At 33.5% G+C, this 23,547-nt stretch carries 21 protein-coding genes, 1 tRNA gene and 2 pseudogenes; 14 read left to right on the top strand and 10 right to left on the bottom strand.

The window, feature by feature from the left end; all coding sequences use genetic code 11:
- Positions 1 to 21: 21 nt before the first annotated feature.
- Positions 22 to 1,458, bottom strand: a complete 1,437-nt coding sequence (gene nagE, locus JK636_RS06885) for an N-acetylglucosamine-specific PTS transporter subunit IIBC (RefSeq protein WP_202748097.1) — start codon at positions 1,456 to 1,458, stop codon at positions 22 to 24.
- A 653-nt stretch (positions 1,459 to 2,111) separates the two neighbouring features.
- Between nagE and JK636_RS06880 the strand changes: the two genes are divergently transcribed.
- A tRNA-Glu gene (locus tag JK636_RS06880) sits at positions 2,112 to 2,186 on the top strand.
- Between the two features lie 137 nt (positions 2,187 to 2,323).
- Here JK636_RS06880 and JK636_RS06875 read toward each other — a convergent pair.
- Positions 2,324 to 2,632 (bottom strand): annotated as a pseudogene (locus JK636_RS06875) (YmaF family protein); the annotation flags it as partial.
- A 507-nt stretch (positions 2,633 to 3,139) separates the two neighbouring features.
- On the opposite strand from JK636_RS06875, the gene JK636_RS06870 reads away from it, so the two are divergent.
- From JK636_RS06870 to JK636_RS06850, 5 genes are all read left to right on the top strand, one after another.
- Positions 3,140 to 4,327: a MerR family transcriptional regulator gene (locus JK636_RS06870; protein ID WP_202748095.1), complete on the top strand. Its 1,188-nt coding sequence runs from the start codon at positions 3,140 to 3,142 to the stop codon at positions 4,325 to 4,327.
- Positions 4,328 to 4,349: 22 nt separating this feature from the next.
- Entirely contained in the window at positions 4,350 to 5,339 is a 990-nt protein-coding gene (rfbB, locus tag JK636_RS06865; RefSeq protein WP_202748094.1) for a dTDP-glucose 4,6-dehydratase, read from the top strand.
- Between the two features lie 90 nt (positions 5,340 to 5,429).
- Positions 5,430 to 5,984, top strand: coding sequence for a TetR/AcrR family transcriptional regulator C-terminal domain-containing protein (locus JK636_RS06860; protein WP_202748093.1), 555 nt, complete (start codon positions 5,430 to 5,432; stop codon positions 5,982 to 5,984).
- Positions 5,985 to 6,175: 191 nt separating this feature from the next.
- On the top strand, positions 6,176 to 7,552 hold the full coding sequence (locus tag JK636_RS06855; RefSeq protein WP_202748092.1) for a radical SAM/SPASM domain-containing protein: 1,377 nt from the start codon (positions 6,176 to 6,178) through the stop codon (positions 7,550 to 7,552).
- Positions 7,553 to 7,744: 192 nt separating this feature from the next.
- A complete protein-coding gene (locus JK636_RS06850) occupies positions 7,745 to 8,980 on the top strand; it encodes a DUF438 domain-containing protein (RefSeq protein WP_202748091.1) in 1,236 nt (411 codons plus the stop codon).
- Between the two features lie 58 nt (positions 8,981 to 9,038).
- On the opposite strand, the gene JK636_RS06845 is transcribed toward JK636_RS06850, so the two are convergent.
- The 6 genes from JK636_RS06845 to JK636_RS06820 form a co-directional block, all read right to left on the bottom strand.
- On the bottom strand, positions 9,039 to 10,469 hold the full coding sequence (locus tag JK636_RS06845) for an MATE family efflux transporter (RefSeq protein WP_202748090.1): 1,431 nt from the start codon (positions 10,467 to 10,469) through the stop codon (positions 9,039 to 9,041).
- Positions 10,470 to 10,657: 188 nt separating this feature from the next.
- Positions 10,658 to 10,957, bottom strand: a complete 300-nt coding sequence (locus JK636_RS06840; protein ID WP_202748089.1) for a spore coat protein — start codon at positions 10,955 to 10,957, stop codon at positions 10,658 to 10,660.
- Positions 10,958 to 10,981: 24 nt separating this feature from the next.
- The gene (locus tag JK636_RS06835) at positions 10,982 to 11,209 is read right to left on the bottom strand and encodes a YvdQ family spore coat protein (protein WP_202748088.1); all 228 of its coding nucleotides are present in this window, start codon (positions 11,207 to 11,209) and stop codon (positions 10,982 to 10,984) included.
- Positions 11,210 to 11,223: 14 nt separating this feature from the next.
- Positions 11,224 to 12,360 (bottom strand): zinc-dependent alcohol dehydrogenase, encoded by a 1,137-nt coding sequence (locus JK636_RS06830; RefSeq protein ID WP_202748087.1) that lies wholly within the window; start codon positions 12,358 to 12,360, stop codon positions 11,224 to 11,226.
- A 16-nt stretch (positions 12,361 to 12,376) separates the two neighbouring features.
- Positions 12,377 to 12,739, bottom strand: a complete 363-nt coding sequence (locus JK636_RS06825; RefSeq protein ID WP_202748086.1) for a spore coat protein — start codon at positions 12,737 to 12,739, stop codon at positions 12,377 to 12,379.
- A 13-nt stretch (positions 12,740 to 12,752) separates the two neighbouring features.
- On the bottom strand, positions 12,753 to 12,962 hold the full coding sequence (locus JK636_RS06820) for a spore coat protein (RefSeq protein WP_202748085.1): 210 nt from the start codon (positions 12,960 to 12,962) through the stop codon (positions 12,753 to 12,755).
- Positions 12,963 to 13,158: 196 nt separating this feature from the next.
- Between JK636_RS06820 and JK636_RS06815 the strand changes: the two genes are divergently transcribed.
- The 7 genes from JK636_RS06815 (at position 13,159) to JK636_RS06785 (ending at position 21,323) form a co-directional block, all read left to right on the top strand.
- Entirely contained in the window at positions 13,159 to 14,007 is an 849-nt protein-coding gene (locus JK636_RS06815; RefSeq protein ID WP_202748084.1) for an undecaprenyl-diphosphate phosphatase, read from the top strand.
- A 161-nt stretch (positions 14,008 to 14,168) separates the two neighbouring features.
- The gene (locus JK636_RS06810) at positions 14,169 to 15,287 is read left to right on the top strand and encodes an amidase domain-containing protein (RefSeq protein WP_420839268.1); all 1,119 of its coding nucleotides are present in this window, start codon (positions 14,169 to 14,171) and stop codon (positions 15,285 to 15,287) included.
- 178 nt (positions 15,288 to 15,465) lie between these two features.
- Positions 15,466 to 16,455, top strand: coding sequence for a tocopherol cyclase family protein (locus tag JK636_RS06805; RefSeq protein WP_202748082.1), 990 nt, complete (start codon positions 15,466 to 15,468; stop codon positions 16,453 to 16,455).
- A gap of 93 nt (positions 16,456 to 16,548) precedes the next feature.
- Positions 16,549 to 17,640, top strand: coding sequence for a bifunctional diaminohydroxyphosphoribosylaminopyrimidine deaminase/5-amino-6-(5-phosphoribosylamino)uracil reductase RibD (gene ribD / locus JK636_RS06800; protein ID WP_202748081.1), 1,092 nt, complete (start codon positions 16,549 to 16,551; stop codon positions 17,638 to 17,640).
- 19 nt (positions 17,641 to 17,659) lie between these two features.
- Positions 17,660 to 18,820 (top strand): GTP cyclohydrolase II, encoded by a 1,161-nt coding sequence (gene ribA / locus JK636_RS06795; protein ID WP_202748080.1) that lies wholly within the window; start codon positions 17,660 to 17,662, stop codon positions 18,818 to 18,820.
- A gap of 160 nt (positions 18,821 to 18,980) precedes the next feature.
- Positions 18,981 to 20,693 (top strand): methyl-accepting chemotaxis protein, encoded by a 1,713-nt coding sequence (locus tag JK636_RS06790; RefSeq protein WP_202748079.1) that lies wholly within the window; start codon positions 18,981 to 18,983, stop codon positions 20,691 to 20,693.
- A gap of 117 nt (positions 20,694 to 20,810) precedes the next feature.
- Positions 20,811 to 21,323, top strand: a complete 513-nt coding sequence (locus tag JK636_RS06785; RefSeq protein WP_202748078.1) for a hypothetical protein — start codon at positions 20,811 to 20,813, stop codon at positions 21,321 to 21,323.
- Between the two features lie 66 nt (positions 21,324 to 21,389).
- Here JK636_RS06785 and JK636_RS06780 read toward each other — a convergent pair.
- A pseudogene (locus tag JK636_RS06780) lies at positions 21,390 to 21,680 on the bottom strand (glutaredoxin domain-containing protein); the annotation flags it as partial.
- Between the two features lie 330 nt (positions 21,681 to 22,010).
- Between JK636_RS06780 and JK636_RS24005 the strand changes: the two are divergent.
- The gene (locus tag JK636_RS24005) at positions 22,011 to 22,466 is read left to right on the top strand and encodes a DUF6241 domain-containing protein (protein ID WP_202748076.1); all 456 of its coding nucleotides are present in this window, start codon (positions 22,011 to 22,013) and stop codon (positions 22,464 to 22,466) included.
- A 49-nt stretch (positions 22,467 to 22,515) separates the two neighbouring features.
- On the opposite strand, the gene fba is transcribed toward JK636_RS24005, so the two are convergent.
- Positions 22,516 to 23,379, bottom strand: a complete 864-nt coding sequence (gene fba / locus JK636_RS06770) for a class II fructose-1,6-bisphosphate aldolase (RefSeq protein WP_202748075.1) — start codon at positions 23,377 to 23,379, stop codon at positions 22,516 to 22,518.
- Between the last annotated feature and the right edge of the window lie 168 nt (positions 23,380 to 23,547).

The following is a 23,547-nucleotide window of genomic DNA, read 5'->3' as shown; positions in this document are numbered from 1 at the left end:
TCCCTTTATATTACTTATATATTACTTACATAATTTCTTAAATTCATCTGCTACAAATTGTACTTGAGTTCCTACAATAACTTGTAAACTAGTTTTTCCAGGTCTTATAACACCTGCTACACCAGCTGATTTAATAACTTTTTCATTTACTACTGCTTGATCTTTAATTGTTAAGCGTAATCTAGTTACACAGTTATCAATTGCTGTTACGTTTTCTTTTCCTCCAACACCTTTTAGTATGATGGATGCTACTTCTGTGTAGTTATTGTTTGAAAGTTTTACATTAACTTCATCGTCATCATCATCTTCTCTACCAGGTGTCTTTAAGTTCCAGTGTGTAATTACGAAACGGAATACTACATAGTAGATAACTGCAAATACTAAACCAATTACGAGTAGCATAAGAGGATTTTTAGCCATTGGAGCCTTAAAGCTTAAGAACCAGTCAACGAAACCAGCACTGAAGTTAAAGCCTGCTCTAACTGGTAGAAGAGCACAAACTGCTGCAGAAATACCTGTTAATAGAGCGTGAACTACATAAAGTCCTGGAGCTAGGAACATGAATGCAAATTCCATTGGCTCTGTAACTCCTGTAAAGAAGGAAGATAATGCTGCTGCTAAGAGTAAACCATAAACAACCTTCTTCTTCTTGTCTTTAGCAGTATGATACATAGCTAATGCACCAGCTGGAAGACCAAACATCATTACTGGGAAGAAACCAGTCATGTACATACCAGTTTGACCAAGTACTCCTTTACCTGACCAGAAGTTACCAAGGTCATTGATTCCAGCTACGTCGAACCAGAATACGGAGTTAAGTGCATGGTGAAGACCAAATGGTATTAACAATCTGTTAAAGAATGCATAGATACCTGCACCGATAGCACCTGTAGATACTATTGCCTTACCGAAAGCTACTAGTGCGCCGTAAACAACAGGCCAAATAAAGAATAATATAAGGGCTGCTAAAATTGACATTGCTGCTGTTACTATGGCAACACTTCTTTTTCCACTGAAGAAACCTAAAGCGTCTGGTAATTTTGTTGATTTGAATTTGTTATAGCAGTAAGCACCTATTAAACCTGCTACGATACCGACAAATTGAGTTTGAATTTTTGAAAATGCTGGGTCTACTGCTTTAACGTCAATGTGTTTAAACATTCCTACAGCACCTGGAGCAAGTAATGTTGTAATTACAAGCCATGAAACAAGTCCCGCAAGTCCAGCTGTGCCGTCATTGTCATCAGACATTCCTACAGCTACACCAATTGCAAACAAGATAGCCATGTTGTCAATTAAGGCACCGCCTGCTTTTAAAAGGAAAGCTGATACAACACTGTTTGCACCCCATCCAGTAGGGTCAATCCAGTAACCAATACCCATCAATATACTTGCAACAGGTAGAGCTGCTACTGGAAGCATTAAAGATTTTCCTAGTCTTTGTAGATACTTCATCATAATGAAGTTCCCCCTCCTTATTATTATATATTTTTAAGGACTTATCATCCTTAAATACAATATGAGCATTAATACAGAAATTTAATTAAGAAGTCTGGCTTATAATGCACTAAAGTGATATCTTAGGCCTTTTAGGACACCTTAATAAGACTAAATTCAGGTAAATAAAAAAGCTGAAAAGGAAAATATTATAATCCTCTTCAGCTATTGCCCAAATTTAATCGGTTGCACGCCTCAATATATGTTCTGTATTCATTTACATTTTTATAATATACTATTTTTTTGGTATAATCAATACCTTTTTAAAAATTTTCTATAATTATCATATAAGTATTTTAGCTGATGTATTTACAAGGTGATTAATATTTATGTTAATCGTTCTAAACACACGGCACGTGAGAAAGATAATGCCTGAGGAATTTGAGATCGTTTCAAATGATATCTTTTAGAATAGGTAATTAGACACATGATTGAGAGCTCCCACATAGAAGATCATATACTTAATGCTGCCACAAAGAAGTTTTTTATCCGTTACCTAAGATTAGAAGATAATAATTATATGAAAATCAAATTAATAAATACTCAACTATTAAAAATTTCTATTAGACATTTTTACCTTTAGAAGGTAATATTTATATGTCAAATAAATATGAGGCTCCTTGGTCAAGCGGTTAAGACACCACCCTCTCAAGGTGGTATCAGGGGTTCGATTCCCCTAGGAGTCACCAAATAAGAAACACTAGTGTTTTATATAAATTGAACACTGGTGTTTCTTATTTATTTTTAAATTGTCTCTGCCTTAGAAAATAGATGATAAAATAGAAGATAAATGTGAGCCGCCAGTTATGGCGACTCAGTAAAAAAGCTAGTCACCTATGGGGTTTTCAATTAGTGTAGCAAAAATAAATTGATGAACATGACCATCGTCTAAAGTGGTTGTACCATATACGAAGTGGACATGTCTACCATCACCTACAGGTATAGCTGGTCCAGTTATTGCTCCTACTTCATGATGATGGTTTTCATAAAAGTCAGAGTTACCTAAGAGAGTGTGAACATGACTGTTACCATGAGGAATAGCCTGACTAGTAACACCAGCAAACCGATGATTATGAGGATCTATATTTTGCTCAGCGATTCTAGTGCTGCCTTCGTATTCATGAACATGAGTTTGACAACTGTTTGGGTTATGATTCTTGCAATGCTTCTCTTGTTTGTGTCCTCGCTTCCAATTTGAGTAATTATTGTTTTGATCATTTTCCTGATAATAGCCAGTATTGTTATAATTACTTTGGCTATTTTTATGATTATCAGTTGAATAAAACATGGTATCCCTCCCTTCATAACGGACAAGTATGCTTGTCCTAGTTCAACATATGAAAATATTAATAAAAGGTTACATTAAAAGCGGCAACTTTTCTAAAATTATAGTTTGGGAAGGAATTCGTGCCTACTATAGAATGCTATAGCTAGTGGAGAATGAGTCTATTAGTATTTAAAGAATATATAACAATATACAATGAATAATATGTTTGATGAGATTACAATTAATGAGTAAATAAAGACAAGCACTCTAGAAATAGGGTGCTTATTATATTATTAACTATAACTATAATTTTATTGTAAAAACTTGTTGACCATTACCTGACGTAATCCTCTATAATAAAAATGGGTGATGAATATGAGAGATAAAAAGTTTTACACAGCAGGGGAATTTGCAAAAAAAGCCGGTGTAACCATAAGGACAATAAGGTTTTATGACAATAAAGGATTATTAAAGCCATCAAGCTTAAGTGAAGCCGGCTATAGGCTGTATAATGATGAGGACTTTGCAAAGCTTCAAAGAATTTTAACCTTAAAATATTTAGGGTTTTCTCTTGAGGATATATTAATGTCAATTTCTAGCGACAGAGATAATGACTATTTGAGAAAATCTTTAGACAGTCAGCTTAAAATAGTTAAAAACAAACTTGAGCATATGCAGCTTATAGAAAAATCTATTTATGAAGCAAAAAGGATGTTTGAGACAAATGAAAGCTTTGACTGGAACAAAATAATAAATATTATACATGTTCTTAATCTTGAAAGGGACATAGTTGAACAGTATAAAGACTCAACAAATCTCAAGGTAAGAATAAATTTGCATAAAAACTTCAGAACAAATAAATATGATTGGTTTAATTGGGTTTTTGATAAATTAAAGCTTTCTTCAGGAGAAAAAATATTAGAAATCGGCTGTGGAGATGGCCAGCTTTGGAAATCTAATGAAGATAAGATACCTGATGACGTAAATATAGTGCTTGCGGATATATCAGAGGGCATGATTAATGATGCAAGGGATAAAAATAAAAACTTAAAGCGAAAGATAAATTTTGAAGTGCTTGACTGCAATAAGCTTCATTATGCTGATGCGAGCTTTGATGTAGTTATAGCTAATCATATGCTGTTCTATATTAAGGATAGGGACAAACTGTTTTCCGAGATTATAAGAATTCTAAAAAAGGGAGGAAGATTTTACTGCAGTACTTATGGGATAAGACATATGAAAGAGATAGAAGGGCTTGCTAAAAGCTTTGACAGCAAGATAGCTTTAGCCGAAATAAATTTAGAGCAAGTTTTTGGACTTGAAAATGGATTTGAACAGCTTGAGCCTTGGTTTAAGGAAATTAACCTTCACACTTATGAAGACAGCTTAATTGTGGATGATTATAAGCCTATACTTGACTATATATTGTCCTGCCACGGAAACGAGCATGAAATGTTAGAAGGGAGGTATGAAGAGTTTGAAAAGCATATAAAAGCAAAAGTTAGTAAGACAGGAAAATTTAGAATATCAAAGCAGGCAGGAATGTTTGAAGGTATAAAATAAATTATAAAAAGGGGATTATAAAATGAAAACTTATTTAGTAACAGGGGGAGCAGGTTTTATCGGCTCATATTTTATAAAGTACATGCTGGTTAAATATGAGGAAATTAAAATAATTAATTTCGATAAGCTTACTTATGCGGGAAATCTTGATAATTTAGAAGAAGTAAATAAGGATGAAAGATACTTATTTATACAAGGAGATATATGCGATAAAGAACTTGTAAATGAGCTATTTAAAGAATACAACATAGATTATGTAGTCAATTTTGCAGCAGAATCTCATGTGGACAGAAGTATTGAAGATCCTGAAATATTTGTTAAGACGAATGTGCTTGGAACTACAAATGTTTTAAACTGCGCAAAAGAAGCTTGGGAAACTAAAGAAGGATTTAAAGCTGGGGTAAAATTTCTGCAGGTTTCCACAGATGAAGTTTATGGATCCTTGGGCAAAAACGGATATTTTTATGAAAATACTCCTTTAGATCCGAGAAGTCCTTATTCATCAAGCAAAGCAGGAGCAGATTTAATTGTGAAAGCTTATTATGATACTTATAGTATGCCAATAAATATAACTAGATGTTCAAATAATTACGGGCCATACCAGTTTACTGAAAAGCTTATGCCTCTATTGATAACTAATTGTATTGAGTATAAAGAGCTTCCTATTTATGGTGATGGGCTTAATGTAAGAGACTGGCTGTACGTTGAAGATCACTGCAGAGCTATCGATATGGTGCTTCAGAGTGGAAGACTTGGTGAAGTTTATAATATTGGAGGGCATAATGAGAAGACTAATATAGAAATAACAAAAATAATTATTAAATATCTAAAAGAAAACTATGATATTAGCATTTCTGAAGATTTAATAAAATATGTTGAAGATAGAAAAGGACACGATAGAAGATATGCTATAGCTTCAGATAAAATAGAAAAAGAGCTTGGATGGAGTCCTGAAACTAGCTTTGAGGAAGGAATTATAAAGACCATAAAGTGGTATATAAAGCAAAACTAGGGTTGCTATTATGATATGGATGTGCGAGAATTAGTAATAAAGATACTGGTTTTAATAGTATGGATAGCTATGTTAGAGGTGATTATAGAGATGTCAGAGTCTTTGATTACAAAACGCGCACTGGCAAATGCCCTAAAGGAACTCATGGCTGAATATCCTCTAAACAAAATAACTGTCGGGGATATTGTAGAACGCTGTAATATGAATAGAAAAAGCTTTTATTACCATTTTAAGGACAAGTATGATTTAGTAAACTGGATTTATTACACAGAATTTGTTGCCAATTTTAAGGAAGAGCTCATAGATTCAGAATGGGATTTCATTGAAGATATATGTGAATTTTTCTATAAAAACAAGTCGTTTTATCGCAATGCTCTTCAGATAACCGGACAAAATTCCTTTTATGAGTACTTTGGAGAGGTTTTATCACCCTTTATTCTAATATACTTTGAAAGTATATTTGAAGAGAGTAAAAATAGAGAATTCTATGTTAACTTTTTTACTGATGCCTTTAGAACCTCCATCTCACGTTGGCTTTTAGAAGGTGCTAAAATTCCTCCTAAAGAATTTGTAGGACTCATAAAATCAGCAGTTACTGGTGCTGCAGTCAAACTTGTAAAAGAACTTGAACAAAATATTTTATAGAAGGCGAGTTGTCAATTATAGATAACTCGCTTTTTATATTATTCCGGACAAAAATTTAAAATGTCTAAAAAAGCTACAATATTTAAAAGTGGGTAAAATTTGGACAGTTCTATCTTTTGACCTATAGTAATTAAAGATGGTGGTTCTATAATGATTTAAAGAGTATTTTTATTGTTTTGGGGGAGAGGTTTATGAGCGATAAAAGCTTAATGGAGAATTTTAAAACTTTAGGACTTAAAAAAGTCATGAAATATTTGGATAGTGACCCTGATGCTAATATACCTAGGGTTATAGATTGGGTTGATAAGTTTGATACTTCGGGAATGGTAGAAAGTCAGCTTCAAGAGTTTCGTAATATACTCTCAAATCCGGATGGTAACTGGTATAAGCTAATACACAGTCTATGGACAGATATTGATGAAGATGTAAGAAAAAAAGTTTTTGAGAATTTTATTATCAATGCATCCATAATAGGAGGACATAGACAGGAAAAAGCAAGAAATGAGAATAACTGTAATATACCCTGGGCTATATTAATGGACCCTACCTCTGCCTGTAATCTGCACTGTACAGGGTGCTGGGCAGCTGATTATGGAAATAAGCTTAACATGGATACAGACACATTAGACAGTATTATTAGACAAGGCAACGAAATTGGTGTATATATGTTTATTTATTCCGGAGGTGAGCCACTAGTACGTAAAAAAGATATTATAAAGCTTTGCGAAAAACATGAGGATAGCGTATTTCTCGCCTTTACCAATGCGACACTTATCGATGAAGAGTTTGCAGATGAGATGCTTAGAGTTAAAAACTTCATACCTGCAATAAGCATCGAAGGCTTTGAGGAGGAAACGGATTTTAGGCGAGGTGATGGAACCTATAGTGCTGTGCTTAAAGCTATGAAAATTCTCAAAGCTAAACATCTTCCTTTTGGTATTTCCTGCTGCTATACAAGCAAGAATGTAGATATTATTGGAAGTGAAGAGTATATAGATTCTATGATAGAAAATGGTGCCAAGTTTGCATGGTTCTTTACCTATATGCCAGTTGGAGTTGATGCTGTACCAGAACTTATGGCAACATCAAAGCAGCGTGAATTTATGTACCATCAAATAAGAAAATTCAGAGATACAAAGCCTTTATTTACTATGGATTTTTGGAATGATGGAGAATACGTACAAGGATGTATTGCAGGCGGAAGAAGATATCTTCATATAAATGCAAATGGTGATATTGAACCCTGTGCCTTTATACATTATTCAGATTCAAATATTCATAATAAGACACTTTTAGAAGCTTTAAAATCGCCGCTGTTTATGAAATATCATGAAAATCAGCCTTTTAATGAAAATCACTTAAGACCTTGTCCACTTTTAGATAATTATGGAAGACTTGCTGATATAGTCGAAGAATCAGGAGCTAAGTCAACAGATATGCAAAAGCCGGAAGATGTTAATAAACTTTGTGATAAATGCAAAACTGCAGCACTAAACTGGGAGCCAGTGGCTGATGAGCTGTGGGAACTTTCACATGCACCATCAGTTTGCTCTAAGGGCGAAAGCTAACTTAATTCCCATTTGTCCTATATAGATTTTATATAAAATCGCTGTTTGAGTTTATCAGAAACCTAAGAATGGATTAGGCTTTTTGATTACTTAAGTAGCGATTTACTAATTTTTGATGCATAGAAATGAATATGTTGGTTTAAAAAGGTAAAACTTATACTATTGTAAGAAGTTTAAAGAGAGGTACTAAGCATGAGTGAAATAATAAACAACAGAGAGTATAGGCAGAAGGTACTAAAAGAGCTGATAACTGAGCTTCATAACGGAAAAAGTGCAGAAGAAGTGAAAGAAAGGTTTGCTAAGCTTATAGAAGGGGTAGCTCCTTCTGAGATTTCTGAGATGGAGCAGGCTCTTATAATGGAAGGTATGCCTATTGAAGAGGTTCAAAGGCTTTGCGATGTTCACGCAGCAGTTTTTAAAGGAAGCATAGCAGATATACATGCTGCAGAGGTTAAAAAAGCTGAGGAAATTGAAGGTCATCCTATCCACACATTTAAACAGGAAAACAGAGGAATAGAGTCTCTTATTAGTAAAAATATAGAGCCTCACTTAGAAGCTTTAAAGAAAGATGACAGTAAGGATATTATTTATAAACTAATTGAAGATTTTAATCTTTTATATGATATTGATAAGCATTACTCAAGAAAGGAAAATCTAGTATTTCCTTATCTTGAGAAATATGGAATAACAGCACCTCCAAAGGTTATGTGGGGCGTTGATGATGAAATAAGAGATGCAATTAAGGAAGTTAAAAGGCTTTTAATAAACTATAATGGTGATAAGGAATCTATAGCATGCAAGGCTTCTGAAACCTTAAACAGAGTAAAGGAAATGATATTTAAGGAAGAAAATATACTATTTCCTATGTGTATGGATACACTTACCGAGGATGAATGGTTTAAAATTATGGAGGAAAGTGATGAGGTTGGCTATACTTTAATTGAACCGAAAACAAGATGGAAGCCTGAGAGAGTAAGTCTTTCGAAGGAAAAAACAGAAACAGTTAATGAAAGTGAAAAAGAAGGATATATTAAGCTTCCAACAGGTTTTTTAAACGTTAAGGAACTTGCACAAATGTTAAATACTCTTCCTTTTGATATAACTTTCATAGATAAGGACGATATAGTTAAATATTTTTCCCAATCTGAAGAGAGAATATTTGCGAGAACCAAGGCTGTAATTGGGCGTAGTGTTGCAAATTGCCATCCGCCTGCAAGTGTGCATATTGTTGAAAAGATGCTTGAGGATTTTAAATCAGGCAGAAAAAATCATGAGGATTTCTGGATCAACATGGGGCCGATATTTGTCTATATAAGATATTTTGCTGTAAGAGATGAAAATGGGGAATATTTAGGCACTGTCGAGGTAACTCAAAATATTAAACCTATTCAAGACATTAGTGGAGAAAAGAGACTTATGTCCGAATAGCAGGAAAATAAATAAACACAGCTGTAAGTCTTTAATAGGCATTACGGCTGTGTTTTTGTTAGCTGCTGTGACTTTCCTTATACTTCAAAGCTGTAGAAGTTTTACCTGCATTTTCGTTTATGCTGTTGCTTTGCGAAATGGATGAAACCCATTTTATTCGCGTTATTAATATGGTAGTAATTATTGCTGCCATGTAGTTTGAAAATAAATTACCCCAGAATACGGAATAAAAACTTAAATAACGCTCTGTACCAAGAATAAACAGATATCTTAACAGCCATATTCTAAGTATGCTTATAATAAGCGGAACACCGGTACGACCTAGGCCTATAAAAGCACCTTGCTCTACCATGCATATTCCAAAGCCTATAACTGAATAAGTATAAATATGCAGAGATTTGTTTGCAATATCAAGTACATTCTGTTCATGTGTAAATAATACTGTTAGGCTAGATGATAAGGGAACAACTATAGCAATTAGAATTGCTGCAGTAACTGCGCTTATAATGCAGGCTACAACAGTAGATTTTTTTGCTTTATCTCCTTGACCTGCCCCAACATTCATGCTCACCATTGTAGTTATGGAAGAACCAAAAGCCGATGGCAGATTAAAGCACACAGAGGATATATTATTTGCAATTCCTTGACCGGTAAGAACCACAGGACCATATTTTTCAGTTTCATTATTAATAAGGAAGAAGCCTAAATTAAGCATTAAGCTTGATATCATCGAAGGAACTCCTATTTTAATAAGTCTTTTTAATACTTTGAAGTCAAATTTAAAGCCTTTTAAAAGAAGCTTGTCATCGCCCTCTTTAATGAAAAGCTCATAAAACATCCAAATACAGATTAACATATTTGATACAAGTGAGGACATGACAGAACCAATAAGCCCAAAATGAAAAACAACTATAAATAGTACATTAAAGACAATTTTCAATATTAACATTAATATCATTCTAATAAAAGTCGCTTCAGGTTTTCCGTTTGCATTTTTTATTGCATTGTAAATTGATTCTAAAAAGGAAAAGGGAAGCACTAAAGAATTTAAAGCTAAATATAAAAATACATCATGTGAAATTTGAGAATCTACTCTTGAGGATATTGGAAAAGCTAACAAATAAAGCAGAGGTGCAGTTATGCAGCCTATTAAGAAAGCAAATACGACGATTTGCGTTGAAACATGTTTTGCGTTTTTATAATTTCCTTTACCATTCATCTGTCCAATCATTGCCATACCTGCAACACTAAGCCCCTGCGCAAGTGCAACCATCATATTTATTATAGGTCCGCTGTAAGTAATGGCACTGGCACCAATAGTTCCTACAATGTTATTGATAAAAATACCATCCATGACAGGCATTATAGATTGAACAAGCCCCATCATTAGTGTAGGAACAGATAATAAAAGCAGGGTTGTAGATATTGGACCGTTTAATATAAGTTCACGTCTTTTTTCTGTATTTTGATGCAGAAAATTAAAATTCATTTAATATACACCAGCTTTCATTATTTATATAACCCCTACAATTATAGACCTTTAGAATAGGGGGTTCAAATGCAGATGTATAATGAATTCAGGACATATTTTAACGAGAGACTTATATGAAGTCAATTTTCATGAATAATTAAAAAATATGAAAAAATAATGGAGCTGCTTTAAGACAGCTCCATAAATTATTTGTTTGCAAGGCTTAAGGCAGTATTGGTTGTTTTCATATCAACCTTAAACTGTTCTTGCAGATTATAAGCATGATAAAATCCATTTTTAATCATGTAATTTGAAATTATTTCATGAGTCTTTATTGCATCATTTAAGTGTCTTCTTAATACCTCTCTAACTTTTGGAGAGGTTGTTTCAGTTATTGCTATTGAATAGTTTCTGACAGCGCTTTTAGCGGAAATTAGAAAATCAATGGCAATAACCTGATCGCTCATTTTATCCATTCCAGTAAGAGCTTCTATTATAGAGTTCATAGTTAACCTTCTTTCTATATGAATTTAAGAGCAGGTATTGTTCTCTGGATTTAAGTCTGACTCCTCAAGAAGAGCTTTTAGCTCTCTTATATGATGTTCTGATAGACTTACATCATTTTGCAAAATTGCTTTTAACTCATTATCAGAAACAAGAGGAGACATTATAACTGATTTTGTTATACAAAGATTTTTAAGCGTTAAAAGCTCTAAAAGCTGCATAGATTCATTTGGAGCAATAGTATGATTTTCCATATTAAATTACCTCCTTAAGGTTTAAGAACTACTTTTATGCAGTTTTCGGTTTTAGTATCAAAAACCTCATAGCCATGAGGTGCATCATCAATAGAAAGCCTGTGAGTTATAATATCGCTTGGATCAACCTTTCTTTCCTCAAGAAGCTTATATAGTATAGGCATATAAGGAATTACCGGTGCCTGACCTGTTCTAAGGTTTACATTGCGGTTAAAGATATCTCCAAAAGGAAAAGCATTGTATCTGCCGCCGTATACACCTGTTACTTGTATAGTCCCGCCTTTTCTTACTGCTTGAGTTGCTATAACAAAGCCTCCCAAAGCACCACTTTGAAGCTTTAAGCCGGAACCTACAAATTCCATAGGGGTCATTTTTCCATCCATTCCTACACAGTCAATAACTATGTCTGCTCCTCCGTGAGTAATTTCCCTTAAATATTCTCCGGTATTTTTGTGCTGCTCAAAATTAACTGTTTCCACCTTGTTATGCTTTTTAGCATGCTCTAAACGGTAATCTATGTAGTCTACAGCAATGACCCTCTCTGCGCCATGCAGCCAAGCAAACTTCTGAGCTAATAGTCCAACTGGACCGCAGCCTAATATGATAACAGTATTTCCATTCTTAACACCCGCGTTTTCTACACTCCAGTAGGCTGTTGCCATTGCATCTGACATTAAAAGAAGTTTTTCATCTTCAATTTCACAGTTATCAGGAATCTTAAAAGGCGTGAAGTTACCATAAGGCACTCTCATATATTCAGCCTGGCCTCCGGGATATCCTCCAAATGTCTCAGAATAACCAAAGAAGCCGCCTGCTTCACCATGAGGATTGGAGTTGCCGCACATGCAGGTCAAATCATGCTTGCAGTAATAACATTCTCCGCAGCTTACATTAAATGGGATAATAACTCTGTCTCCCTTTTTAAGTCTAGTGACCTCGGGCCCTACCTCTTCAACTATACCCATAGGTTCATGTCCTATTATGTAATCCTGATGAAGATTTGGTATCATATCGTGAATAAGATGAAGATCAGAGCCGCAGATTGCCGTATTTGTTATTTTTACTATAATATCATCGCTCTTTTTAATTGAGGGCGCTGGTACATCTTTAACTTCTACTCTTTTTATACCTTGAAAGGTTACAGCTTTCATTATAAATTCCTCCCTTCTATTTATATGGTGTTGCAAAGGTTCCAAGCCTGCTTGTATCGCCTGGGAATAAATCCATACCAGCAATTTGGGAGGCTGTAGTTGAAGATTCTAAATCCATTTGAAATTGTTTCACCAAGTTGACCGGATGGAGCCAGCCTTTTCTTATCATTAGATTAGAAAGTTCTTCATGCAATTCGATAGCCTGATTCAGTTGAACAGTTAAAACGGCTCTTACTTCAGGGGTCGGTGCTTCTGTTAATGCAATTGCACAGTTTCTTACTCCATTTTTAGCATTTAACAAAAAAGCAGTTGCCATAGTTGTATCAACAAGCTTAGGCATACCCTCGGCATTTCTTATTTCTAAATAATCGTTAATCATTTTAAATGCCTCCTTATCTTAACTTTGAAGCTTTTTTTAATAGGTTCTGAAGCTCGGCTATTGAGGTAATTGATTGCTGCACATCTTTTTCAAGTAATGCTTTGAGCTCCTGATCAAACACTACACCTTCCATCATCTTGGAGGTAGTCATACATATAGTTTTAAAGTTTAACATCTCATGGATCTGCATTGTTTCGTTTGGTGCTAAATTTTCTTGACTCATAATTTCGCCTCCTATTTTCTTGACTAATTTATTGTTCCACTTATAAAATTCAAATATTCAGTAAAGGTATAATAAGAACATCATTGAGGGTGTATACTTGAAACAGCTTACAGTTTTGTAAGTTAACAAGAATTTCATTGCCATGCCCTGAGAGAGTGTGAAATAATAAAAAAGTAAAAAAGGAGGCTGGATATATATGGAAACTATGCTTTTAGTTATCAAATCTGCAATACTAGGTATTGTGGAAGGAATAACAGAATTTTTACCCGTATCTTCAACGGGTCATATTGTTATATTTGAAAACTTAATGGGATTTAAAGGTACTAATCCTAATTATGTTGAGATGTATACATATGTTATACAACTCGGTGCTATTCTTGCAGTAGTAATACTGTATTTCGGGAAAATAAAAGATACAGTTATAAATTTTTTTCCTAAAAAAGTTGGTTATGAAAATTCAGGCTTTAAATTTTGGCTTATGATTTTTATCTCCTGCATTCCCGGTGGAATTTTAGGAGTGCTTTTTAATGATTTGGCTGATGAGTATTTGTTTACTCCAGTATCAGTAGCAATAACATTATTTTTAGGCGGTATATGGATCATTTACGCTGAAAAGAAATTTAGAAATAATAATTTTAGTGGAAAAGAACTGAAGGTAACTGCTAGACAAGCTTTAATAATTGGTTTATTTCAATGCCTTGCAATAATTCCTGGCATGTCCCGCTCGGCCTCAACAATTATAGGAGGTTGGGTATCGGGATTGTCTACAGTTGCGGCTGCCGAGTTTTCTTTCTTTTTAGCTATACCAGTGATGGTAGGCATGAGTTTTTTAAAATTAGTAAAAATCGGAGGATTTTCAGTTCTTTCAAAAGTGGAACTAATTTCACTTGCAGTTGGCTTTATAGTTTCTTTTGGAGTTGCGCTAATTGTAATTAATAGTTTTATTTCTTACTTGAAGAAGAAACCTATGAAAAACTTTGCTTATTATAGAATGATATTTGCAGTAATTGTTCTTATAACAGGCTTTTTAGGAATATTCCATTAGTTTTTAAGTGCTTATATTTACCAAAATAAAAGTCTTTGTTATGGTCATACTAAATAATAGCTAAGTTAAACCTTAACATGCGGCTTTTAAGGAGGTATTATAAGTTGAAGAAAAGGCATTTAAATAAAGGAAAAACTAAAATCATTTATATAGCATTTGTAATGATTGCAATAATGCTTCTTAATATTTTTCCACTAAAGAATAATGTATATGCATTAGAAAATGATGAAAAACTTACTGACAGTCAAATAAAGGACGAGATAGAAAGAATATATAATGTTCGTTCAGCATGTTTAGTATCAGGAGATTGTACTCCTCTTAAGGAACTTTTCGATACCTCGCGCAAATATGGAAAATGGGCATTAGAGCATGAGGTTAGACGTGTCAAGTACTTGTCAAATTGGACGAATGAAAGAGATATTACATTTACCAACATACAATCCTTTGTTAGAATAAAAAAAGTTTATCCACAGGGAAAAATAATAAAAGCAGCGTTGGAAGAATCTTATAAATTTGACTATACCTACTGTGATGATGAAAAAAATGCTATCAATTCCTTTGGAGTAGGAATAAGACATACTACAAGCCTTATTAAAAAGGATGATAAATGGCTAATATATAACGATTGGTACACGGATTGTTTTGAAGATGCAATGCAGGCTTATGATGGAGAAATACCAAATAATCCAGAGGTTTCGTTACAAAAAGTCAATAAAGGTAATTTATTTTCAGAAGCTTCATTAAACTTTAAGCCTTTTTACAACAGAGAAAATGCAGTTGCCTATGCGGATAAGTATTGTGGTGCCGCTTGGGGAAGCGGAAACAATTATAAATATAATAAGAAATATAATGACTATAATGGTATTGGAGGGGACTGTACCAATTTTGCTTCTCAAGTTTTAGGAGATAAAGAGGGCGGAGGTATGTCACTTACCGGAGCATGGGTGCCTCACAGCAATGCCTGGGCTAATGCAGACGGCCTTAAAAATTACTTGGTTTCAAGCGGCAGAGGAAGCATAATAAAAATAGGAACTTTTAAGGAACTGACAGAAGCCTCAAGCAGCCTTCCAGGAGGTGCTGTGTCAAAACTAAAACTAGGCGACTTGATAGCCTATGAAAAAGGAAAAGGTAATATAGATCATTTTGCTGTAATTACAGGTTTTGATTCAAAGGGCTATCCTCTTGTTAATTCTCATACTACAGATAGATATCATGTTCCTTGGGATTTAGGCTGGGGAGATAAAAAGATAAGATTCTTTTTAATACACATAAATGGTTAATAATAAAAAAAGCTTTAAAACAAAAAAACACTCGGTTTTGTTAATTGAGTGTTTTTTGTTTTAAATTTTTTAATGTAAAGCATATAAGAAAAATAAACAGGCAGAATAATAGACAGTAATTATTATAAATGTACTATACAGGTAGTTTTGGAGTGGAGTGATTGAAAGGAGTGTTTTATTGTTTAAATCTATAAAAAGTCCAGATATTTATCATGGCGGAAACAAAAAATATAACTTTTTTGAAGGATGGTATTTTAAGATAGTACACCCGTACAGGGAGATTACATATTGTTTCATACCGGGAATATTTCTTTCAAACAAGAGACAATACTCTCACAGTTTTATTCAGGTACTCAAAGGTCATGAGAGCAGCTTTAATTATTTAACATATAAAAGAGATGATTTTAAAGCAAGTAGTAATAAATTTGATGTTAGCGTAGGAAATAGTAAATTTTCACTTAATAAAATAGAGATAAACATAAATGAGCAGGGAGAAAAGATACACGGTAATTTGGAGTTTAATAATATTATTAAGTGGCCGGATACATTTATTAATCCGGGAAGTATGGGATTTTATAATTATTTGACTTTTATGCAGTGCTACAGTCATGTTTGTGCTATTGATGGATATATTAAAGGAAGTCTTAATGTTAATGGGGAAAACATTGATTTTACAGGAGGGGAGGTTTATATTGAAAAGAATTGGGGCAAAGCTTTTCCTTACTCTTATATTTGGGTTCAGGGCAATAGCTTTAATAATGGCAGTGGGGCGATTACAGCTTCAATAGGGCATGTGCCAATGCTGTTTACAAGCTTTACAGGCTTTCTTATAGGCATAAATGCAAATAATAAATTTTATAAGTTTACTACTATAAATAAAAGCAGACTTTTAATAAGATTTGAGGAAGAGTCCATAATTCTGGAGGCTCGTAATAAAGACTATATGCTTAAATTGCGAGGCAACTATAAGAAAAAAGACTTCATGAACTTGTATGCACCAAGGGAAGACAACATGGTTCCAATTGCACGCGAAACTCTGCAAGGAAGACTTGAAGTAACTTTGTATGATAAAAAAACTAAAAGAAAAATATTCAATGACTGCTGTCGTGGTGCAGGCATAGAATTTTCAGGCAACTACAAAGGATTAATGACAAATAATAATTATTAATTAATATTGACCTGTACATAAGCCTGTGATAAATTTAAGATATAAAGAAAAGTTAACTAAGGTTATTCAGTAATTTACCTGAGAGGAAAAATTATGAAAGATAAGTTTATGTATAGGGCAATTGAACTCGCAATGAAAGGTTCAGGTTTTGTGAATCCTCATCCTTTGTCAGGAGCGGTTATTGTTAAAGAAGATAGGATAATTGGAGAAGGCTATTATAAGGCTTATAATGAGGATTCAGCTGAATTAGAAGCAGTTAAGAATTCCTCGGAAAGCTTAGAAGGTGCAGAAATATATTTAAATATAGAGCCCTTTAAAAATGATGCAGACATTAATAAATCTATAGAAGCAATTGTTAGCAGCGGAATAAAAAAGATTTATTTAGGAATGATGAATCCAAATCCAGAGAAGGCTTTAAACTTTAGTGAAATCGTGAAAGCAAAAGGTATAAAAATAGTTAATGGAGTTTTGCAGGAACAGTGTGAGGAAATTAATGAAATTTATAACCATTATATTACAAAGAAATTGCCCTTTGTATTTACAAAATGGGCAATGACTTTGGATGGGAAGCTGGCAAGCCGTACTGGTGATTCAAAGTGGATAAGCTCAGAGGAAAGCCTTGAGTTTGTTCATCATTTAAGACAAAGGGTAGCTGCAATAATGGTAGGTGAAAATACTGTTAGAATGGATGATCCACTTTTAACTACAAGGCTTGAAGGAATTGAAATATCAAATCCTTTGAGAGTTATACTTTCAAAGTATGGTAATCTACCAGAGGAGGCAAAGGTATTAAAAGTTGATGATAGGACTAAAACGCTTATTATTGCTTCTGCGAAAATACCAAAGGAAAAGGAAGAATTTTTTATAAAAAAAGGCATAGATATTATTAAATTGGAAGAAAAGTCAGGAAGATTGGATTTTAAAGATATAGTAAAGGTATTAGGCGAAAAAGGAATAGATTCACTTTATATAGAAGGAGGCAGCGAAGTGCTTGCTTCTGCATTTGAAGGCAAAGTTGTAAGCAAGGTTTATGCAGCTGTTGCACCAAAGATAATAGGAGGGAAAGATGCAGTAACTCCTGTTGGAGGTGCTGGCATCGAAAGAATGAGAGATGCTATTGTTTTAAAGAAAGTTAAGCATGAAATAATTGGTGCTGATGTAATATTTAAAGGATATATAGAGTAAAAAACAGGAGGAAAATTAAATGTTTTCAAAAGTAGAAGATGCTGTAAAAGATATTAAAAATGGAGAAGCTATAATTGTTGTAGACGATGAAAATAAAGACAATGGAGGAGTTTTTATAATAGCCTCAGAATATGCTTCGAAAGAAGCCATAGCTTTTATGATGAGAATGGGTGCAGGTTTTATACAAGTTGCATTAACTGAGGAAAAATTAGAAGCTTTAAAGCTATCTAAAGAAGTGAATTCAGCTTTATCATTGGATTATGCTGAAACAAATAAAGGTATATCAGCAGAAGATAGGGCTCTTACCATTAGAATGTTAATAGATGATGAAAGAAATGGAAGCAGTTTTAGAGTACCTGGTCATGTATTCCCGGTTAAAGCTTTAAGAGGCGGAGTGCTTAAAAAAGCTGGAAACGCCGAGGCAGCAGTAGATATGGCTGTACTTGCAGGGCTTTACCCTTCAGCAGTTATTTCTGATATTATAAATAAAGATGGTGATGTGGCAAGGCTTTCAGAGCTTTTAGAGCTTTCAGAAAAAAATGATATTAAAATTATTTCTATTGAAGATTTGATTACTTTTAGAAGAGAAAGAGAATGCTATATATCAAGAGAAGCAGAAGCGAACCTTCCAACAGAATACGGCAATTTTAAAATGGTGGGGTTTGTGAATAAACTAAATGGTGAACATCATGTGGCTTTGGTCAAAGGAGATATTGATGTTAATGATGAGGTGCTTGTGAGAGTTCATTCGGAGTGTCTTACAGGGGATGCTTTTCATTCCTTAAAGTGTGACTGCGGAGAGCAATTGGCAGCCGCTTTATCTGCTATTGAGAAGGAAGGTAAAGGTGTGCTTTTATATTTAAGACAGGAAGGAAGAGGAATAGGTCTTATAAACAAAATAAAGGCTTATAAGCTTCAGGAGGAAGGACTAGATACAGAAGAAGCAAATTTAGCATTAGGTTTTCCGTCGGATATGAGAGACTATGGCATAGGCGCTCAAATACTAAGCAATCTTGATGTTCGTAAGGTTAGGCTTTTAACTAATAATCCTAAGAAAATAATTGGACTAAAAGGTCATGGAATAGAGATAGTTGAGAGGATTCCATTAGTAATGGATTCAAATGTTTATAACGCAAGATACTTTAAGACTAAGAAAGAAAAAATGGGACATATGTACTAATATACCTGGCTATATGCCAGGTTTTTTTTATTCATAAATTTAGGCGAAGAAAAATCATAGAGTCATCAAAGAAATGTTGAAAAAGATAGAATATTGTTGAAGAACACATGAATTATACTGTATAATATAATAAATAACTTGATAAGAGCAGGAGGCTAAAATGAAATTTAAAAATTTAAAGGTTAGAACGAAGATATTTACTTTGGCATTGACAATGCTTATTATGATTTTAGTAGTTGCAGGTATTGGTTATAAAAATATGTATGATAACAACAAAGAAATTAAGTCGTTATACAGCAATAATCTCCTTTCAGTAGAGTATCTTAATGACAATAGAAATCAGGCAAGAGCAATAGAAGCAGATATAGATTATATTATACTTCATGCAGGAGAAAAGGATAAACAAGAAGTAAAGATAAAAGATATAAGCGATAGAGTTAAAAAATACGATGATAACTTCTCAAAATATAAAGGTTCAGATTTAGATAAATTTGAAAAGGATTTAATTCCTGCGGTTGAAGGTGACTTAGCAAAATATAGAGAAGGAAGACAAGAAGTATTAAAGCTTGCTTTAGACGGAAAGCAAAAGGAAGCTCTAGATAAATTTGAAGCCATAAGCGGAATAGTAGATAGCTTTCAAAAAAATCTAAAGCAATTGGCAGAATATAATGTAACTGATGCTCAAAAAGTTATAAACGAAAATGAAATCAATTCTAGAAAAACTGTAATTATATTTGCATTAACTGTAATAGCATCGATTGTAGTAGGTATTATTATTTCATTGCTTGTTATCAAAAATATTATAAATCCTCTCAATAAAATAGGAGATTTTGCTGAGAGATTAAAAAATTCCGACTTTTCAACTTCTATTTCTCTAACAAGAAAGGACGAATTTGGGCAAATAGGACGAGCTTTAAATGCAGCACAAAAACAAGTAGGGCTTGTTATTAGCGAAGTTATAAATTCTGTTCAGGACTTAGGAGCAGGTAGTGAAGAGTTATCCGCAACGGTAGAAGAAATGGCGGCTAAACTTGAGGATATAAATAAAGATACCGTGGGAATAGCTTTGGCAGCTCAAGAGGCAAGCGCCGGTACAGAAGAGGTTTCTGCAAGTACAGAAGAGGTAAACAGTAGTATGCAGGTTCTTTCAGGGCAGGCTTTGGAAGGAAGTCAGAGAGTAGAAATTATAAAGGATAAAGCGATTGAGATTAAAGATAATAGTAATCGTTCCTTTGAGAGAATTAAAAATATAAATGCAGAAAATGAAGTAAAGATTCAACAAGCCCTTAAGAAGGCTGAAGTAGTTGAAAATATAAAGGTTATGGCAGATACTATATCCGGAATCGCTGCTCAGACAAACCTTCTAGCTCTTAATGCTGCAATAGAGGCAGCGAGAGCAGGGGAACAGGGAAAAGGCTTTGCAGTTGTAGCTGAGGAGGTTAGAAAGCTGGCTGAAATGTCCTCTGAGGCAGTAGTTCAAATCCACAAAACTATTGAGGAAGTAAAGGAAGCAGTTTCTGAGCTTAGACAAAATAGCAATGAGGTTTTAACTTTTATAAGAGAAGATGTAAATCCGCAGTTTAATAAATTTGTAGAAATAGGAAATGATTATTACAACGATGCAGAATACTTTGCAAGAATTTCAGATAATATTGCTTCAATGTCCAGTGAAATAAATGCAACAATGGAACAGGTAAGCAATGCTATTGATGAAATGGCACAGCAGGCTCAAAAGACAAATGAAAATTCAGAGAGTATAAAATCGGGAGTTAATGAAGCTGCTATTGGTATGGAGCAGGTAGCAAATACAGCTCAGGCTCAAGCTGAAATGGCTCAAAGATTAAGTGAAATTGTACAAGATTTTAAAATTTAAAGTGTAATCGAAATAGAGGATTCAGCAATATGCTGAATTCTTTTTTATATAAAAATATTGACGCGAACGTTTGTTTGTATTAGTATATTCTTATAAAGAAAATAAGAGGTGAATATTATGGAACTTGCACTTTACGACAGGCAGTATATGTTAGCAAAAGAGCATAAACAGCTCATCGAGAAGGACAATGTTTTTATACAAACTAATAACATAATATCAAAAGCAAACTCTATAACTAGAGAATATATAAATATAGCATTTTTATTATCAAAGATTTCAAGAGCTATTTGCTTATTCGAAGCAACAATTAATGATATAGAAGATAAGAAACTAAATAAGACATTGAAAAAGCTTAAAAAGTCTGAGAAAACTTTAAAATCATTGCTGGGTGTATCAGAAGATAAATGTATAAGAGTATGGCAGGAGGTATTTATAAAATCTCCAGACCTTGTTCAGCAATATTTCTTTGATGAGGCACTTTGTATTGATAAAAGCAATATAGATATAATATTGAAGGAAATTTTGTATCACGTCTTTAAAGAAATTGAAGTGAAAAGCGTTGAAGAAGAGAATAGATTAAAGGAATTTTTGTTGGTTATGAAAGGAATGATTAAAGAAGTCTATAGTTAATAACTAATTGTTTATTTCATAAGGCTGTAAAGAAATGCGAAAAACTTCTTCACAGCCTTATTATTTTTAGCTGTTCATTTTAAATTCATATGAGCAATTAGGACACGATACAGTAATCTTGCCTTTATCCTTTGGCACTCTAAGCCTTGTTGGGCATTTTGGACAATTGACAACTCTATAGTCAATTAAAGTTTCTATTCTGTCCATATCAAGCCCTACGACCAAATCTTCTCCAATTATAAAGGCAGGTACACCTCTAATTCCTCTTCTCATTAGTTCAGCTCTGGCTGAAGTATCTATGCTGATATTCTTTTCTTCATAGCTTATGCCTTTTTCTCGAAGATACATCTTCGCAGTAGTACAATGTGGTCAAGTACTTGATGTGTACATAACAACCTTTTTCATTAATATCCCTCCCGCATTTCTTATACTGTCCTTGAAGATTATTAATCTTCAAGACTTCTGTACTCCTTATACGTACATGACAATTATTAATTGTCATTCCTCTTAAAGGTATCTTTATATTAATATATTACGATGTAGCTTGATTTGCAATACGGTATAGAAGATTTTTTTAATTAAAAATTGCGATGTTGTTTGTTTTGAATTTCAAATAATATGTTTCAAAATTATTCCAAAGGTTGTATAATTAAGTTAATATTGCAAATGAGTTGTGGGGGGAACATAGTGAAAATAAAGATTATAAAAATTTTATCAGTTGTTATTGTAATATTATGTGCAATAGTTATTGCTATTTCTGTGCTTTGGAAGCCTAAGAATGTTAGTAATGAGGTATTTAAAGATACAGTTAAAGTTACAGAAAAGGGCTTTGAATATACTAATTCAGAAAAGGATAATCCTGTAGCAGTCAGAGAAGAAAAAGAGGTATATGATGATATGCATAGAATGGCAAACACCAAAATTGTAGCTGACGAAGTTTGGGGAGAAGATGAAATTAACGAGGAAAGACTTAATAAAGTAATAATGGAGGTTATGAAGTCAAGCTTCAGTGATAAAGAAAAGCTATTAACAATGCTTCATAACTGGAAGACTGGTAATTTTAATAACGCAGTTGAGGAACATAATTACCTTTGGGAAAAGCTTGGTGGCACTGTAGGAAAAGCAAAAGGATTGAAAAAATAAAAGGAATACAGTCGAAAAACTGTATTCCTTTTACTTATGTTCTTAAATATTATGCTTTATTTACAGAACCGAATAACTCCATTTTTTCTTTAACTGTAGCCTTTATAGCTTCGAATCCAGGAGCTAAAAGCTTACGTGGGTCAAAGCCTTTTCCTTGAAGATCTTTACCGGATTCAATATACTTACGAGTAGCTTCTGCAAATGCTAATTGACATTCTGTATTAACATTTATTTTAGCAACTCCTAGTGAAATAGCTTTTTGAATCATATCTGCAGGAATTCCAGTACCACCATGTAAAACTAATGGCATATCTCCAACAACAGCTTTAATTTTTGCTAAAGTATCAAAATCTAAGCCTTTCCAGTTTGCAGGATATTTTCCATGAATGTTTCCGATACCAGCAGCAAGCATTGTAACACCTAAGTCAGCAATTTGCTTACATTCAGCTGGGTCAGCTATCTCTCCACCGCCTACAACACCGTCTTCTTCTCCACCAATTGAACCAACTTCTGCTTCAACTGATAAGCCTTTTTCAGCAGCTATTCTAACAATCTCTTTTGTCTTTTCAATGTTTTCTGCTATTGGATAGTGTGAACCATCAAACATAACTGATGAAAATCCAGCTTCAATAGTTTTGAAAACTCCTTCGTATGAACCATGGTCTAAATGAGTCGCAACTGGAACAGTTATATTTAAGTCTTTAATTAAGCCATTAACCATTCCTACAACAGCATGATATCCACCCATATATTTTCCAGCACCTTCGGATACTCCTAAAATTACTGGTGAGTTATTTTCCTGAGCAGTTAATAATATTGCTTTTGTCCACTCTAAGTTATTGATATTAAACTGACCAACAGCATATTTACCATCTCTAGCCTTAATTAACATCTCTTTTGCTGAAACTAACATTAAATCTACCTCCATAACAATGAATTTTATTTGGTTTTCTTTTTAACAATTATTATACCCTAAAACTCTAAAAAATGGAACAAAGAATGAAGCAGTATTAAAGAATTAATAATTAACAATTTTCATAATATTATATTATTACACATTTTTAAAATAGAATACTTTATT

This window comes from Clostridium rhizosphaerae, assembly GCF_016765585.1.
GTDB lineage: Bacteria > Bacillota > Clostridia > Clostridiales > Clostridiaceae > Clostridium_AT > Clostridium_AT rhizosphaerae.
The sequence above is the reverse complement of the archived record's forward strand: the minus strand, read 5'-3'. Positions and strand labels throughout refer to the sequence as shown.

Bases quoted from the DNA above. Each gene is read 5' to 3' on its own strand.
- nagE (WP_202748097.1), bottom strand. From the start codon at position 1,458: ATGATGAAGTATCTACAAAGACTAGGAAAATCTTTAATGCTTCCAGTA.
- JK636_RS06870 (WP_202748095.1), top strand. From the start codon at position 3,140: ATGAGAGATAAAAAGTTTTACACAGCAGGGGAATTTGCAAAAAAAGCC.
- rfbB (WP_202748094.1), top strand. From the start codon at position 4,350: ATGAAAACTTATTTAGTAACAGGGGGAGCAGGTTTTATCGGCTCATAT.
- JK636_RS06860 (WP_202748093.1), top strand. From the start codon at position 5,430: ATGTCAGAGTCTTTGATTACAAAACGCGCACTGGCAAATGCCCTAAAG.
- JK636_RS06855 (WP_202748092.1), top strand. From the start codon at position 6,176: ATGAGCGATAAAAGCTTAATGGAGAATTTTAAAACTTTAGGACTTAAA.
- JK636_RS06850 (WP_202748091.1), top strand. From the start codon at position 7,745: ATGAGTGAAATAATAAACAACAGAGAGTATAGGCAGAAGGTACTAAAA.
- JK636_RS06845 (WP_202748090.1), bottom strand. From the start codon at position 10,469: ATGAATTTTAATTTTCTGCATCAAAATACAGAAAAAAGACGTGAACTT.
- JK636_RS06840 (WP_202748089.1), bottom strand. From the start codon at position 10,957: ATGAACTCTATAATAGAAGCTCTTACTGGAATGGATAAAATGAGCGAT.
- JK636_RS06835 (WP_202748088.1), bottom strand. From the start codon at position 11,209: ATGGAAAATCATACTATTGCTCCAAATGAATCTATGCAGCTTTTAGAG.
- JK636_RS06830 (WP_202748087.1), bottom strand. From the start codon at position 12,360: ATGAAAGCTGTAACCTTTCAAGGTATAAAAAGAGTAGAAGTTAAAGAT.
- JK636_RS06825 (WP_202748086.1), bottom strand. From the start codon at position 12,739: ATGATTAACGATTATTTAGAAATAAGAAATGCCGAGGGTATGCCTAAG.
- JK636_RS06820 (WP_202748085.1), bottom strand. From the start codon at position 12,962: ATGAGTCAAGAAAATTTAGCACCAAACGAAACAATGCAGATCCATGAG.
- JK636_RS06815 (WP_202748084.1), top strand. From the start codon at position 13,159: ATGGAAACTATGCTTTTAGTTATCAAATCTGCAATACTAGGTATTGTG.
- JK636_RS06810 (WP_420839268.1), top strand. From the start codon at position 14,169: ATGATTGCAATAATGCTTCTTAATATTTTTCCACTAAAGAATAATGTA.
- ribD (WP_202748081.1), top strand. From the start codon at position 16,549: ATGAAAGATAAGTTTATGTATAGGGCAATTGAACTCGCAATGAAAGGT.
- ribA (WP_202748080.1), top strand. From the start codon at position 17,660: ATGTTTTCAAAAGTAGAAGATGCTGTAAAAGATATTAAAAATGGAGAA.
- JK636_RS06790 (WP_202748079.1), top strand. From the start codon at position 18,981: ATGAAATTTAAAAATTTAAAGGTTAGAACGAAGATATTTACTTTGGCA.
- JK636_RS06785 (WP_202748078.1), top strand. From the start codon at position 20,811: ATGGAACTTGCACTTTACGACAGGCAGTATATGTTAGCAAAAGAGCAT.
- fba (WP_202748075.1), bottom strand. From the start codon at position 23,379: ATGTTAGTTTCAGCAAAAGAGATGTTAATTAAGGCTAGAGATGGTAAA.